Below are 12971 nucleotides of genomic sequence, written 5' to 3'. Positions count from 1 at the left end.
CTGAACCAATGCTTCTCTCCCAGCCCCGTGTCGTCGTGCTCGCCGGTGGAGTCGGGGGGTCGAAGTTCACCCTCGGCGTCCGCGCCGCCCTTCGCCGGCTGAACGCTCCCGAGGCCACCGTCGTCGTCAACACGGGAGACGACCTGTGGCTCTCGGGCGTGCGGTTGCAGCCCGACGTCGACTCGATCACCTACGCCCTCGCCGGGGTGAACGACACCGAGCGCGGCTGGGGTCGCGCGGGCGACACCGAGCGCGTCAACGAAGAACTCCAGGCGTGGGGCGCGGGCTGGCCGTGGTTCACGCTCGGCGACCTCGACCTCGGCACCCACCTGGCCCGCACCGGGTGGCTTCGTGACGGACACACCCCGACCCAGGTGCTCGCGCGCATGGCGGAACGGTGGCCGCTCGGCATCCGGATGCTTCCCATGACCGACAGCGAGGTCGACACGCACGTGCTGCTCGAAGACGGCGGGCGTCTGCACTTCCAGGAGTGGTGGACGCGCCACCGGGCGAAGCTCACCCCGCTCGCCTTCGAGAACCCGGGGATAGCGGATGCCGCACCCGCGCCGGGCGTGACGGATGCCATCGCGTCGGCGGACGTGGTGCTCATCGCGCCGTCGAACCCCGTCGTGTCCATCGGGCCGATCCTGGCTGTGCCTGGGATTCGGGATGCCGTGCGGGAGACGTCGGCGAAAGTCGTCGGCGTCTCGCCGATCATCGGCGGGCGGGTCGTGCGCGGCATGGCCGACGTGTGCCTGACGGCGATCGGGGTCGAGACCTCGGCCGCGGCTGTCGCGCGGCACTACGGCGCGCGGTCGGCGGGCGGCGTGCTCGACGCGTGGCTGGTGGCCGAAGAGGATGCGGCCGCGGCGCCCGAGGTCGAGGCGGCGGGAATCCCGGCCGTGGTGGCGCCGCTGTGGATGCGCGACGAGGAGTCGTCGGCAGCGATCACCGAGGCGGCGCTGGGGGCCTGACACAAGCTCAGACGGCCGCGGAATCGGAGAATCGCACCGAATTCGAGTGCCGGGCGCTCCCGCGTCGCGCGGCACTCAGGCCGCAGCCGCCGCCAGCACGGCCGACGTGCGCGGGCCCACACCCAGCGCCACGGCCTCGGACAGCTGCGCGGCGGTGTCGACGTCGCGGTGCAGCGTCGAGTCGCGCGCGACGGCGAGGTCGGTGCAGCCGAGCAGGCGGTGACGGGCGGCCGAGTCGCGGCCGAAGGCCGAGACCCACACGGCTCCCGCGCGAGCGGTGATCAGGGTGGAGCCGGTGGTCTCGGCATCCGGGACCAGACCCCGCTCAACGGATGCCGCGAGCTCGAGCGCGGCGTCGAGATCGGCGGGCCGCAGGGCGGGCACGTCGCCGAGCAGGGCGGCGCGGGGCGAACCAACACCTGCGATGGCTGCCCCCAGAGCAATGGCGGCGTCGAGGCCGCGGGTGTCGCCCTCGGGCACGACCTCGACGGTGCGGGACCGCCGGAACTCGGCGCGGACGCCCTCGTCGTCGGTGACGACGATGACGCGCGATACGAGGTCGGCCGCGGCTGCTGCCGCGATGGTGTCGAGCGCGATGGCGCGCGCGAGCGCCTCGCGGTCGGTGCCGACGTCGGTGAGACGCGTCTTGCCGACCGCGGCGGGCTTCACCGGCACGATGATCGTCCAGCCGGAGGTGTCAGGGGTGCTCATCGCCTCCATTGTGTGCCGAACCCCCGACATTTCCGCTCGGGGGTGGCGGGGTGCCGCGAAACGTGCACGCGGGTCATCTCGGTGAACGGTGCCGGTGCGGATGCCGCGCCCCGCCCCGACTTCAGCGCCCAGCACTCCCGCCCAGCCCGCGCTGCCCGCCTCAGGCGAAGCGCTTGCGCAGGCGCGGGAGGATCTCCTCGCCGTACATGCGCAGGAACTCCTCCTGGTCGTGGCCCGGGTCGTGGAACACGAGGTGGCGGAAGCCGAGGTCGACGTACTGCGCGATGCGCTCGACGTGCTCGTCGGGGTCGGTCGAGACGATGAAGCGCGACGCCGCCCGCTCGATCGGCAGTTCGTTCGCGAGCCGTTGCATCTCGATGGGGTCGTGGACGCTCATCTTCTCTTCGGCGGTGAGGGCGAGCGGCGCCCAGAAGCGTGTCTTCTCCATCGCGGTGTCGTGATCGGGGTGGTACGACACCTTCACCTCCATGAGGGTGTCGACGTCGTCGCGTGAGCGGCCGGCTTTCGACAGGCCGTCGTCGAGGGCGGGGAGGAGTTTCTCGGTGTAGAGCTCGGGGTCCTTGCCGCTCGTGGTGATGTAGCCCTCGGCGATGCGACCGGCCAGGCGCGTGGCGGCGGGGCCCGAGGCGCCGATGTAGATCGGCACCTTCTGCTCGGGGCGGTCGTAGATCGTGGCGTCCTTGACCGAGTAGTACGCGCCCTCGTAGGTGACGCGCTCGCCCGCCCACAGTTCGTTGATGATCGTGATGGCTTCCTTCAGTCGCTGGAAGCGCTCCGGCGGCTCGGGCCACTCGAGACCGAGGGTGACCTCGTTCAACGCCTCTCCGGTGCCGACACCGAGCACCACGCGGCCGGGATACATCACGCCGAGGGTCGCGAACACCTGCGCGATGACGCCCGGGTGGTAGCGGAACGTGGGGGTCAGCACCGACGTTCCGATGATGACGCGCTCGGTGCGCGCGCCGAGGGCGCCGAGCCAGGGGAGGGCGTTGGGGGCGTGGCCGCCGTCGTGCATCCACGGCTGCAGATGGTCGGAGAGGAAGACGGAGTCGAAGCCCACCTTCTCGGCGAGCACGCCGAACTCGAGCAGCTCGTTCGGCCCGAACTGCTCGCTCGAGGCCTTGTAACCGAATCTCAGCGGAACGCTCATGAACTGTCTCCTTGGGGATCAGCCGCGCACGGGGCTGTGCGCGGGTTCGAATTCCGAACCGTCGGTGCCGGCGAGCCGCTCGTGGAACGCCTGGACGGTGCCCGGCCACAGCAGGGTCAGCCGCCCCGAGCGCTCGTCGACGTACCAGTTGCGGCATCCGCCGGTCATCCAGGGGGTGGATGCCGCGGCGGCGGCGATCTCGTCGGTGTAGTCCGCCTCGGCCTCGGGGCGGACGCGCAGCACCCGGTCGGGACGACGATCACGCTCGGCGAGCGCCCGCACGACGTACGCGGCCTGCTCCTCGGCCATGAGCACCGCGGAGTTGTGCCCGAGGCTGGCATTGGGGCCGTTGAGGACGAAGAGGTTCGGGAAACCCGCGACGACAGTCGACCCGAACGAGGTCATGCCCTCCGACCAGTGCGCGGCGAGGGGCTCATCCTCACCGTGGACGAGATCGGCGTAGGGCTGTTGGGCGGCGGCGAATCCGGTGGCGAGCACGAGCGCGTCGGCCTCGTAAGTCGCTCCGCCGGCGGCGGTGAGCGTGGAGCCGTCGACGCGCGAGAGGGCCGTCGGCTCGAGAGTGACGGCGTCCGAGGCGACCGCGGGGTAGAACGCGTCCGACAGCAGCACGCGCTTGCACCCGAAGGCGTAGTCGGGGGTGAGCGCCGCGCGCAGCCCGAGGTCGGCGACCTGCGCGTGCAGGTGGCGCAGTGCGAGGTCACGGGCGGCGATGGATGCCACGGCGTCACCGGAGCGCGACGCGAAACGCCCCTCACCCTCGGCGTACAGCCGCGCGCGCAGGCGTGCGAGAGCGCCCGGGTTGTCGGCGAGACGCTCGCGCTCGGCGGGCGGGATGTCGCCGCCTCCGCGCGGAACGATCCACGCGGGGGTGCGCTGGAAGAGGGTGACGTGGGCGGCGGTGCGGGCGAGTTCGGGCACGAGCTGCACGGCGCTCGCGCCGGTACCCACCACCGCGACCCGCCTGCCGGTGAGGTCGACGTCGTGATCCCATCGGGCCGAGTGGAACAGCGGCCCGGGAAACGACTCGAGCCCGGCGATGGCGGGGACGTTCGGCTCGGTCAGGCGACCGCACGCGAGGACGAGGGAGCGGGCGACGAGCGCCTCGGCACCGGTGTCGATGCGCCACACCGCGTCGTCGGCATCCCACCGCGCTCCGAGCATCGGGGTCCGCAGCCGCAGTCGATCGCCCAGGGCCTCGCGCTCGGCGACGCCGCGCAGGTACGCCTGGATCTCGCCGCCGGGGGCGAAGGTGCGCGACCATCGCGCGTTCGGGTGGGCGGCCAGGCTGTACAGGTGTGCCGGCACGTCGCAGGCGACACCCGGGTAGGTGTTGTCGCGCCACGTGCCGCCCACGTCGTCGGCGCGTTCGAGCACGACGAAGTCGTCACGTCCGGCGCGGCGGAGGGTGCCGGCCATGGCCAGGCCGGCGAACCCTGCCCCGACGATCGCGGCGTCGAGGATCCTCACGTGCGCGGCCCGTCGGAGGGGAGGGAGAAGCGGGTGGCCCCGCTCGTTTCGATGTACGGGGCGGACGGGTCGGGCAGCGCCACCGCCACCCGATAGTCCGTCGTCCGCAGCCGGAAGGGACGCATGAGGCTTCGCGCGACGCGCTCGGCCACGGAGACCGGCAGTTCGCGTCCCTGCTCGATACCGGTATCGGGCAGGACGCGTCCGTCGTAGAGCGTTCCGCCCAGGTCGTCTCCGCCGGAGCGCAGCAGCACGGCGGCCGTCTCGCGCCCGACGCGGGTCCACGGGATCTGCACGTGCGAGATGCTCCCCGACAGGGCGAGTCGCGACACGGCGACCATCGCGCGGTGCTCGTCGACCGGGCTACGGCCTTCGACCAGCGCGACATCGCCGCCGGGCAGGGGGATCGGCACGAACTCCGCGAAGCCGCCCGTCTCGGCCTGGATCTCGCGCAGGCGTCGCAGGTGCGCGATGCGCTCCCCGGCGGTCTCGACGTGGCCGTAGAACAGCACGGAGGTGGAGCGGAACCCCGAGCGGTGAGCCGCGGTGATCCCCTCGATCCACCTGTCGATCTCGAGGTCGAGCGGTGCGACGAGGGCGCGCACGCGCTCGTCGAGGATCTTCACGCCCGTACCGGGAACGGTGTCGACCCCGGCCTCGCGCATCGCGGTGAGGGCGCCGTCGAGACCGAGACCACCGCGCTCGGCCAGGTCACGGACATCGGCGGGGCGATAGGCGTGGACGTGGATGCCGGGAGCTGCGCGCTTCACCGTGCGTACGAGGTCCAGGTAGGCACCGGGATCTTCGGCGGGCACGAGCGAGCCCTGGATGCAGATCTCGGTGGCACCGAGGGCCGCGGCGTCGGCGGCGATCTCCGCTGCGTCCTCGAGGTCGAACTCGCCGATGCTCGTGCGGCCGCCGCGTCGGAACCCCGTCGAGGTGAGGTTGCGGTTCTGCACGAGGGTCACGGGTTCGCCGACGGTGTACCGGCGGGCGTCGTCGGCGGCCGCGGTGAGCTCGTCGAGCTCAGCGCCTTCGGCGCGCAGGAGTCGTACCCAGTCGTCGTCGTCGAGATCGGAGGCTCGGGATGCCGCCCGCTCGGCCAGCCGCTTCACGCCGGGGTCGCGGCCGGAGGCGCCCCCGTGAGCGGAGGAGAATCCGCGACGGGAGGATGCCTCGGCGGAGAGGGGTCCTCCCTCTGCAGAATCTCCTCCCGTCGAGGCGTCATCCGTGCTCGTCGCACGGGGATTCGTCCCCCGCGGGATCACGTCGGCCGCGAGCCCTGTGGCATCCGCCAACGCTCGAACCGGCTCGTGCAGCGCCGGGTCGATCCAGCGCGCGGCATCGACGACGTACTCGTGGTGCGCGGTGAGACGCTCCCGCAGGACGAAACCGCGGGTCGCCGTCTGGGCGGCGAGGTCGTCGATCTGCGGCCACGGGCGCTCGGGGTTCACGTGGTCGGCGGTGAGGGGCGAGACTCCGCCCCAGTCGTCGATACCCGCCTCGATCAGCAGCCCCAGCTCGCGCGGGTCGGAGAGGTTCGGCGGGACCTGGATGCGCATGTCGGCGCCGAACACGAGCCGTGCGACGGCGACCGCCGCCAGGTAGTCGTGCATGTCGGCATCCGGTGCGCCCTGCATGGCCGTGCGAGGCTTGGCGCGGAAGTTCTGCACGATGACCTCTTGCACGTGACCGTGGCGATCGTCGATCTCGCGCAGGGCGACGAGCGACTCGGCACGGTCGCGCACGGTTTCGCCGATGCCCACGAGGATGCCGGTCGTGAACGGGATGCCGGCGACCCCGGCGTCGTCGATGACCTTCAGGCGTAGCGCCGGGTCTTTGTCGGGGGAGCCGAAGTGCACCTGTCCGGGTTCTTCGTACAGGCGCCGCGAGGTGGTCTCGAGCATCATGCCCATCGATGGCGACACCGGGCGGAGCGCAGCGAGCTCGTCGGGGTGCATGACGCCGGGGTTGGCGTGCACGAGCATGCCGGTCTCGGCGGTGATGAGCCGGGCCACGTGGGCGACGTAGTCGATGGTCGAGGCGAAACCGTGCTCATCGAGCCAGGCGCGCGCTTCGGGCCAGCGCTCTTCGGGGCGGTCGCCGAGCGTGAGCAGTGCTTCTTTGCAGCCGAGGGCCTGGCCCTGGCGCACGACGGCGAGCACCTGGTCGGGACTCATGTACGCGGGCTTGCGCAGCAGAGCGAGCTGACCGGGGGTGTCGACGAAGATGCAGTAGTGGCACCGGTCGCGGCAGAGAGTCGTGAGCGGCACGAAGACCTTGCGCGAGTACGTGATGACGCGGGGGCGTCCGGCGCGATCGAGACCCTCGTCGCGCAACGCCGAGGCGACGCGGAAGAGCGCGGGGAGCGGGGCGGCCAGCAGGACCTCGGTCTCGTCGACGTCGGGGCGGTGACCCGCCGAGATCGCTGCCAGAAGGTCGTCGATCGAGGCGCCTCGGGCCGGTGCGACTCGCGGCGCAACACTGCCCGTGCTCATCTGTCCAGGCTATCCCGTGGCTCCCACATCCGGGTCGCGGCGGCGGACCCCGCGCGATCGTTGCGCTCCTGTGAGGTGAGGGGCCCGTCGGTGCCGCCGGACGCTGGCAGGATGGAAGGCATGGTGACCCTGCTGCTCGACTCGACGCAGCTCGAGGTCGTGCTCTCGCCGACCGAGCGTGCGATGTCTTTCCGCAAGAGCAACATCGTCGTCCCCCGCGAGCACATCGAACGGGTGCAGCTCACCGACGACGCGTGGACCTGGATCCGCGGCGTGCCGAACCCCGGCATCAACCTGCCGGTCGCGGTGGGCGCGGGTACCTGGAAGTCGGCCGGGGGCAATGACTTCGTGATCATCCGAGGCCGCAAGCCCAGTGTCGTCATCGACCTCTCGGGCCACGACGAGTTCGAGCGCCTGGTGCTGACGACGAAGCACGGGGTCGCGCTGCTCAAGGCGTTGCGTCTCGACGTGGCATCCGAACCCGAGAACGTCGCCGACATCGTCCGCTGACGCCCGCGCGGGCCCGCGCCCACGCTCGGGCTGTCGCCCGCCGGCACCCGCGCCCCCCTCCGCTCGTTGAGTGTCCAAAACACCCGGACGAATTTCTCAAGCGCCCGGGTGTTTTGGACACTCAACGGGTACCACGACGCCTGAGACGCGGCTTCCGCGAGCCAGCGCTAGGACGTGAACTGCACCACGGTGTCCCACGCCAGCTTGACGATGAGGATCGACAGCGTCACGAGGAACACGATCCGCACGAAGCCGCTGCCGCGTCGGGTCGCCATGTGGGCACCGATGAAGCCTCCGGTGATGTTCATCGCCGCCATCGCGAATCCCAGCACGAGCAGGATCTCGCCGTGCACGCCGTACACGGCGAGGGCGGCGAGGTTGGTGGTGAGGTTGGCGATCTTGGCGTTGACGCTCGCCTGCAAGAAGCCATACCCCAGCACGCTCACGATGAGGATGACGAAGAACGAGCCGGTGCCCGGACCCAGGATGCCGTCGTAGAACCCCACCGCGAGACCGATCGCCGCCGCCCGCCAGGCGATGGCCACCGCTTTGTCATGGCGCGGTTCGTGGTGAAGGCCCATCCGGGGCTTGAGCAGGGTGTACAGCGCGACCGCGATCACGGCCACGAGAACGATCGGGGTCAGCACCTCGCGGGGGACGAACCGCGAGAGCGCGGCGCCGGCGGTGGAACCCGCATACGCCCCCGCCACGAGGGGGATCAACAGGACGAGCTGCACCCTGATCTTGCGCAGGTACACCCAGCTCGCCGAGAGCGTTCCGAAGAACGACGACAGCTTGTTCGTGCCGAGGATGAATGGCGTCGCGACGTCTTTCGGGACGGCGATGACGAGCGCGGGAAGTTGGATGAGCCCGCCTCCGCCGACCACCGCGTCGACCCAGCCGGCGACTCCCGCGGCGATCAACAGCAGCACGAGGGCGGCCACCGAGACGGGGAGCCACTCGGCGATCACCGGTCCATCGAGCACGGTTGATTCTCACCGACCCCGGAGCAGCCGGCCAAATGCGGGGACGATGAGCGCACTCGTCGCGGGTGCGCCCCGCTCAGTCGATGTCGCGGCGCCAGGTGGTGACGAGGCCGATGAGGAGGAACACGACCGCGTACCCCAGCAGCACGAGCCCCCCGGCCCACCACTCGAGTGCGCTGTTGCTGCCCGTGCCCATGGTGCCGAAGATCGTCTGCCCCACCAGGGCGTCGCTCGCGGCGCTCGGGAACCACTTGACCACATCGCCGAAGCCCTCGACGAGCCCGCCGACGGTACGAACGATCGGCTCGATGAACAGGGTCACGGCCAGCACGATGACGATCGCGGCGACCTGATTGCGCACGACCGTGCCCACGCCGATGCCGACCAGGGCCCAGAGCGCGAACGCCAGCAGCATGCGCCCGATCAGCACCCACGTGTCGGAGGAGCCGAGCTCGGCGTCGATACCGAAGATGCTCAGCACGCCCGCGCCGGCGGCGACCGCGGCGATCGAACCCAGGATGCCGTAGAGCAGCCCGACCACGATGCCGACGACGAACTTGCCGACGAGGACGACGCCGCGGCGCGGGGTCGACAGGAACGTCGGGGTCAGCGTCTTGTGGCGGAACTCGGTCGTGACCATGAGCGTTCCGATGAGCAGCGGGAAGACGTAGCCCACCGCGGTGGCCGAGCTGTAGACGAGAGGCGGAACGCCGGCGCTCGACATCGCGGGACCGTTCGCCCCCGTGAGCTCGCCCGAGGCGAGCCCGCCGAACACGAAGGCGAGGGCCGCGGCGGTGAACCCGACGTAGGCGACGAGCACGATCGCGAGCACCCACCAACCGGCGGTGCTGAACTGCTTGGTGTACTCCGAGCGTGTGGCGGCGACGAGGCTCATCGCTGCACCTCCTGAGCGGCGGGCTGTTCGGCGGGCTGTCCGTCGGGTTGACTAGCGGGCGGGCCCGCGGCCTGGCCGTCGGACCCGGCGATCGCGACGATGTCGATCACACCGGTCGAGGCGACGGCGTACGACGGGCGTGGACCCGCCTCGGGCGCCTCGGCCTCGGTGCGCAACGTGCGCGGAGGGGTCAGGACCGCGACGAGGGCGGTCGAAGGACGGGTGTCGTCGTGGGCGGTCGGCGCTTCCGCAGAGAGCGCGTCGTGGCTCACGGCCGGCGCGGGCTCACCGGTCGGTGCCGGGAAAGCGTCGAGTCCCGTCAGGGGCGTCGGGGGCTCGGCATCCGGTACCGGTTCGACCGCAGGAACCGCGCCCGCGCTCTCGTGGACGCGCACGCCGCTGACGAGCTCGAGGAAGATGTCTTCGAGGCTCGCCCCCTTGCTCTGCAGGTTCGACAGGGCGATCCCCGCGCCCGCGGCCAGTCCGCCGATCTCGACCGGGTCGTGGTGGCGGATCGTGAAGCCGTTGCGCAGCAGCTGGTAGTCGATGCCGCGCTCATCGAGCACGCGCGACAGGGCCGCGCGGTCGGGGGAGTCGACGACGGTGGCGAACTCATCGGGGTCGGCGAGGTCCTCGATACCGCCCTGGAACACCAGGCGGCCGCGCGAGATGATCAGCAGCGCGTCGACCGTCTGCTGTACCTCGGCCAGCAGGTGCGAGGAGATGAGGACCGTGCGGCCCTCTTCCGCGAGGTGGCGCAGCAGCGAGCGCATCCATCGGATGCCTTCGGGGTCGAGACCGTTGGACGGCTCGTCGAGCACCACGACCCCGGGGTCGCCGAGGAGCGCCGTGGCGAGTCCGAGGCGCTGGCGCATGCCGAGCGAGAAGCCGCCGACCCGTCGGCCTGCGACGTCGGCGAGCCCCACGAGGCCCAGCACCTCGTCGATGCGCGAGGTCGGCAGGCCCGCGGCGCGGGCGTACACCTTGAGGTGGTTCGCCGCGGAACGGCCCGGGTGGAAACTGGAGGCCTCGAGAGCGGCTCCGACCGTCTGGAGCGGCGACGACAGCTCGCTGAAGTTCTTGCCGCCGATCGTCGCCGTGCCCGAGGTGGGGCGCACCAGCCCCAGGAGCATGCGCAGTGAGGTGGTCTTCCCGGCGCCGTTGGGACCGAGGAAGCCGGTGACCTGCCCGGGTTCGATGCGGGCGGAGAGATCGTCGACGGCGGAGACCGAGCCGAAGCGTTTGGTGAGCCCGGCGAGCTCCAGCACCTGTCCGTCGGGCATACGGCACCTTTCGTTCTGCGAGCGTTCTTTCCATCTTCCCCGATCCGGGGGCGAAAACACAGTTATCCACAGCCGATGGCACGGTGGACGGGCTGTGTAACGTGGCACCGTGCACGCACAGCGATCCGAAGACGTCAGCGCGGGCGACACCGTCGCCGACAGCGTCCTGGTCGGGGGGCGCGGTGGCCTCGGCCATCTGACGCTGAACCGACCGAATGCCATCAACGCCCTCGACCTCGAGATGATCCGCACGCTGAACCTCGCGCTCGACCGCTGGGAGCACGACACCGATGTCGACGTCATCCTTCTCGACGGCGCCGGTGAGCGCGGTTTCTGCGCCGGCGGCGACGTGCGCGCGCTCCACGAGATGGTGACGGGCGGCCGCACCGACGACGTGCACGCCTTCTTCCGCGAGGAGTACGCGCTCGACCATCGCATCGCGATCTCGCGCAAACCCGTGGTCGCAATCGCCGACGGTGTGTGTATGGGCGGCGGCATAGGCCTGGCCGGGCACGCGGCCATCCGCATCGTCACAGAGCGGTCGAAGCTCGCCATGCCCGAGACCCGCATCGGATTCACCCCCGACGTGGGCGGATCGTGGCTGCTGGGTCGCGCCCCTGGCCGTCTCGGCGAATATCTCGCACTCACCGGAGGAACGATGGATGCCGCTGACGCGGTGTACGCCGGCTTCGCCGACCACCTGGTGCCGAGCGCGCACCTCGAGGCGCTCTACGAAGCCCTCGAGAACCGCGCCGACCCCTCCAGCCCCACCGAGCTGGTGCTGCTCTTCGATGAGACCACGGAGCGTTCGCGACTCGAGGACGCCCGGGAATGGGTCGACGACGCCTTCGCGGCCGACGACGTTTTCGGCATCCTGGATCGCCTGCGTCGACGTCCCGAGGCCGAGGCGCGCGAGACGGCCGAGCTGCTGTCGTCGTCGGCGCCCACCGCGGTCGCGCTCACGCTGGAAGCGGTCCGCCGGGCGCGCGAGCTGCCCTCGCTGCGGGCGGCGCTCGCGCAGGAGTACGGCCTGGTCATGTGGTTCGCGTTCACGCAGCCCGACCTCGTCGAGGGAATCCGCGCGCAGGTCGTCGACAAGGACCGCTCTCCGTCGTGGTCTCCTGCGCGACTGGACGAGCTGCCCGCCGAGCGTGTCGCCGAGGCCTTCGCCTACGCGCCCGAGCCCGCGCTGTGGTGAGGCGGGCGTGAACTCGACGTCCGGATCCTGCACAGCTGAGCCGAGTTAGCCTGAGTGGCGCCGCATCCGCGCGGCAGAACGGATGACGTACGTGTTCGACAGTCCCATGTCGTCCTCGGCATACGAGGTGCTCCGTGTCGCGGCCGACATCGACGACGATGGTCTGCGCCGCGCGTATCGCGTGCGTCTGCGCGAGACGCACCCCGACACCGGAGGCGACGCCGCGTTGTTCGTCCAGGTGCAGCGCGCGTGGGAACTCGTGGGAACGCCCGAGGCGCGCAGCGCCTACGACCGGGGCCGCGGGACGGCGCCCGGGGAATGGGGCGGCGGGGTGTCGGCATCCACTCCCGCCCGTCCGACCGATACGCGTCCGCGCGCACGCTCCCACGGTCAGCCGGGCGGGTGGCGTCGTGAGCGGTACCTCGGACTCATCCGCGAGTGGGTGGGGCGCGGCGTCGAGATCCCCGATCCCTACGATCCGGCACTCGTGCGCTCGGCTCCGCCCGAGATCCGGCACATCCTCGCCGACGCGCTCGCCGAGGAGGAGACCGCGCGTCTCGTCTCGGAGCTGGGCATGGGCTACACGGTGTGGCACGACGTGTTCGCCGATCGAGACGGGCGCGACCCGGAGCAGAAGCTCGACCATCTCGTGCTCGGGCCCAGCGGTCTCTACGCCCTGTTGAGCGAGGACTTCGGCGGACCGGTGGGGGTGCGTCGCGGCGAGATCACCGGTCCGAATGTGATCGGCTCGCCCGTGACCGAGGTCGTGTCGCGCGCTCGCGTGATCGCTCGGGCGGCCGGAGTCCGCTTCAGCGGCGCGATGGTCGTCCTGCCCGACGACGCGGTGCTCGACGCGATCACCGAGCTCGGGAAGGTGCGCGGAACGCCCGTGGCGCTGGTCACGCGCAGCGCACTCACGACGTTGTTGCGCCGCGGGATCACCGGGGGCCGCGAGGTGGGCGGTACCGAGTTGTTCGACATCCGCACCCGCCTGCAGCAGCGCGTCAGGCACGTCTGACCCGCGACATGTCACCGTCACCTCCCTAGGGTGGAGGCATGAGTACCGACGAGACCTCGGGTGCCGCGGCATCCGACGACATGAAGCGCAAATTCAAGGAAGCGTTGGAGAAGAAGAACGGCCAGCAGCGTTCGGGGCAGGCGCACCTCGACGGCCACTCCGCCGTGCAGGGCACGCACGGAGCGGTCACCAAGCGGGAGTTCCGCCGCAAGAGCGGCTGAGTCCTCCGCCCATCGTCT

The 12971-nt window shown here is 71.0% G+C and carries 12 protein-coding genes; 5 read left to right on the top strand and 7 right to left on the bottom strand.

The genetic code is table 11. The annotated features are described in order from the left end of the window. The first annotated feature begins 8 nt into the window (after positions 1 to 8). Complete coding sequence (gene cofD / locus MTE01_RS15295) at positions 9 to 974, top strand: 2-phospho-L-lactate transferase (RefSeq protein ID WP_141378274.1); 966 nt, start codon at positions 9 to 11, stop codon at positions 972 to 974. 75 nt (positions 975 to 1049) lie between these two features. On the opposite strand, the gene cofC is transcribed toward cofD, so the two are convergent. The 4 genes from cofC to cofG form a co-directional block, all read right to left on the bottom strand. Continuing rightward, positions 1050 to 1685: a 2-phospho-L-lactate guanylyltransferase gene (cofC, locus tag MTE01_RS15290; RefSeq protein WP_103208593.1), complete on the bottom strand. Its 636-nt coding sequence runs from the start codon at positions 1683 to 1685 to the stop codon at positions 1050 to 1052. A gap of 160 nt (positions 1686 to 1845) precedes the next feature. Further along, entirely contained in the window at positions 1846 to 2856 is a 1011-nt protein-coding gene (gene fgd / locus MTE01_RS15285) for a glucose-6-phosphate dehydrogenase (coenzyme-F420) (protein ID WP_141378273.1), read from the bottom strand. A gap of 18 nt (positions 2857 to 2874) precedes the next feature. Then, positions 2875 to 4344 (bottom strand): flavin-containing monooxygenase, encoded by a 1470-nt coding sequence (locus MTE01_RS15280; protein WP_141378272.1) that lies wholly within the window; start codon positions 4342 to 4344, stop codon positions 2875 to 2877. Next, entirely contained in the window at positions 4341 to 6842 is a 2502-nt protein-coding gene (cofG, locus tag MTE01_RS15275) for a 7,8-didemethyl-8-hydroxy-5-deazariboflavin synthase CofG (protein WP_141378271.1), read from the bottom strand. The genes MTE01_RS15280 and cofG overlap by 4 nt, the downstream gene beginning before the upstream one ends. 120 nt (positions 6843 to 6962) lie before the next feature. Between cofG and MTE01_RS15270 the strand changes: the two genes are divergently transcribed. Beyond that, the gene (locus tag MTE01_RS15270) at positions 6963 to 7352 is read left to right on the top strand and encodes a hypothetical protein (RefSeq protein ID WP_103208103.1); all 390 of its coding nucleotides are present in this window, start codon (positions 6963 to 6965) and stop codon (positions 7350 to 7352) included. Between the two features lie 167 nt (positions 7353 to 7519). Here the strand turns inward: MTE01_RS15270 and MTE01_RS15265 are convergent, their stop codons facing one another. The 3 genes from MTE01_RS15265 to MTE01_RS15255 all read right to left on the bottom strand — a co-directional run bounded on the left by MTE01_RS15265 (position 7520) and on the right by MTE01_RS15255 (position 10516). Beyond that, positions 7520 to 8338 carry a sulfite exporter TauE/SafE family protein gene (locus MTE01_RS15265; protein ID WP_141378270.1) on the bottom strand — a complete coding sequence of 273 codons (819 nt, stop codon included), beginning with the start codon at positions 8336 to 8338 and terminating at the stop codon, positions 7520 to 7522. A gap of 76 nt (positions 8339 to 8414) precedes the next feature. Continuing rightward, a complete protein-coding gene (locus MTE01_RS15260; RefSeq protein WP_116239486.1) occupies positions 8415 to 9233 on the bottom strand; it encodes an ABC transporter permease subunit in 819 nt (272 codons plus the stop codon). Next, the gene (locus tag MTE01_RS15255; RefSeq protein WP_141378269.1) at positions 9230 to 10516 is read right to left on the bottom strand and encodes an ABC transporter ATP-binding protein; all 1287 of its coding nucleotides are present in this window, start codon (positions 10514 to 10516) and stop codon (positions 9230 to 9232) included. Before MTE01_RS15255 ends, MTE01_RS15260 begins: the two co-directional genes overlap by 4 nt. Positions 10517 to 10625: 109 nt before the next feature. Between MTE01_RS15255 and MTE01_RS15250 the strand changes: the two genes are divergently transcribed. The 3 genes from MTE01_RS15250 to MTE01_RS15240 all read left to right on the top strand — a co-directional run bounded on the left by MTE01_RS15250 (position 10626) and on the right by MTE01_RS15240 (position 12953). Beyond that, positions 10626 to 11714: an enoyl-CoA hydratase/isomerase family protein gene (locus MTE01_RS15250; RefSeq protein ID WP_141378268.1), complete on the top strand. Its 1089-nt coding sequence runs from the start codon at positions 10626 to 10628 to the stop codon at positions 11712 to 11714. 91 nt (positions 11715 to 11805) lie between these two features. Continuing rightward, positions 11806 to 12732, top strand: coding sequence for a DnaJ domain-containing protein (locus MTE01_RS15245; RefSeq protein WP_141378267.1), 927 nt, complete (start codon positions 11806 to 11808; stop codon positions 12730 to 12732). Positions 12733 to 12770: 38 nt separating this feature from the next. Then, complete coding sequence (locus tag MTE01_RS15240) at positions 12771 to 12953, top strand: DUF5302 domain-containing protein (RefSeq protein WP_103208115.1); 183 nt, start codon at positions 12771 to 12773, stop codon at positions 12951 to 12953. Positions 12954 to 12971: the final 18 nt, after the last annotated feature.

Source organism: Microbacterium testaceum, assembly GCF_006539145.1.
Classification (GTDB): Bacteria; Actinomycetota; Actinomycetes; order Actinomycetales; family Microbacteriaceae; genus Microbacterium; species Microbacterium testaceum.
Note: the sequence above shows the minus strand (reverse complement) of the source record. Positions and strands in the feature narration are given on the sequence as shown.

What these genes read in the sequence shown, in the direction of transcription:
- fgd (WP_141378273.1), bottom strand. Translation starts at nt 2,856, where the DNA reads ATGAGCGTTCCGCTGAGATTCGGTTACAAGGCCTCGAGCGAGCAGTTC.
- MTE01_RS15255 (WP_141378269.1), bottom strand. Translation starts at nt 10,516, where the DNA reads ATGCCCGACGGACAGGTGCTGGAGCTCGCCGGGCTCACCAAACGCTTC.
- cofD (WP_141378274.1), top strand. Translation starts at nt 9, where the DNA reads ATGCTTCTCTCCCAGCCCCGTGTCGTCGTGCTCGCCGGTGGAGTCGGG.
- cofG (WP_141378271.1), bottom strand. Translation starts at nt 6,842, where the DNA reads ATGAGCACGGGCAGTGTTGCGCCGCGAGTCGCACCGGCCCGAGGCGCC.
- cofC (WP_103208593.1), bottom strand. Translation starts at nt 1,685, where the DNA reads ATGAGCACCCCTGACACCTCCGGCTGGACGATCATCGTGCCGGTGAAG.
- MTE01_RS15240 (WP_103208115.1), top strand. Translation starts at nt 12,771, where the DNA reads ATGAGTACCGACGAGACCTCGGGTGCCGCGGCATCCGACGACATGAAG.
- MTE01_RS15270 (WP_103208103.1), top strand. Translation starts at nt 6,963, where the DNA reads ATGGTGACCCTGCTGCTCGACTCGACGCAGCTCGAGGTCGTGCTCTCG.
- MTE01_RS15260 (WP_116239486.1), bottom strand. Translation starts at nt 9,233, where the DNA reads ATGAGCCTCGTCGCCGCCACACGCTCGGAGTACACCAAGCAGTTCAGC.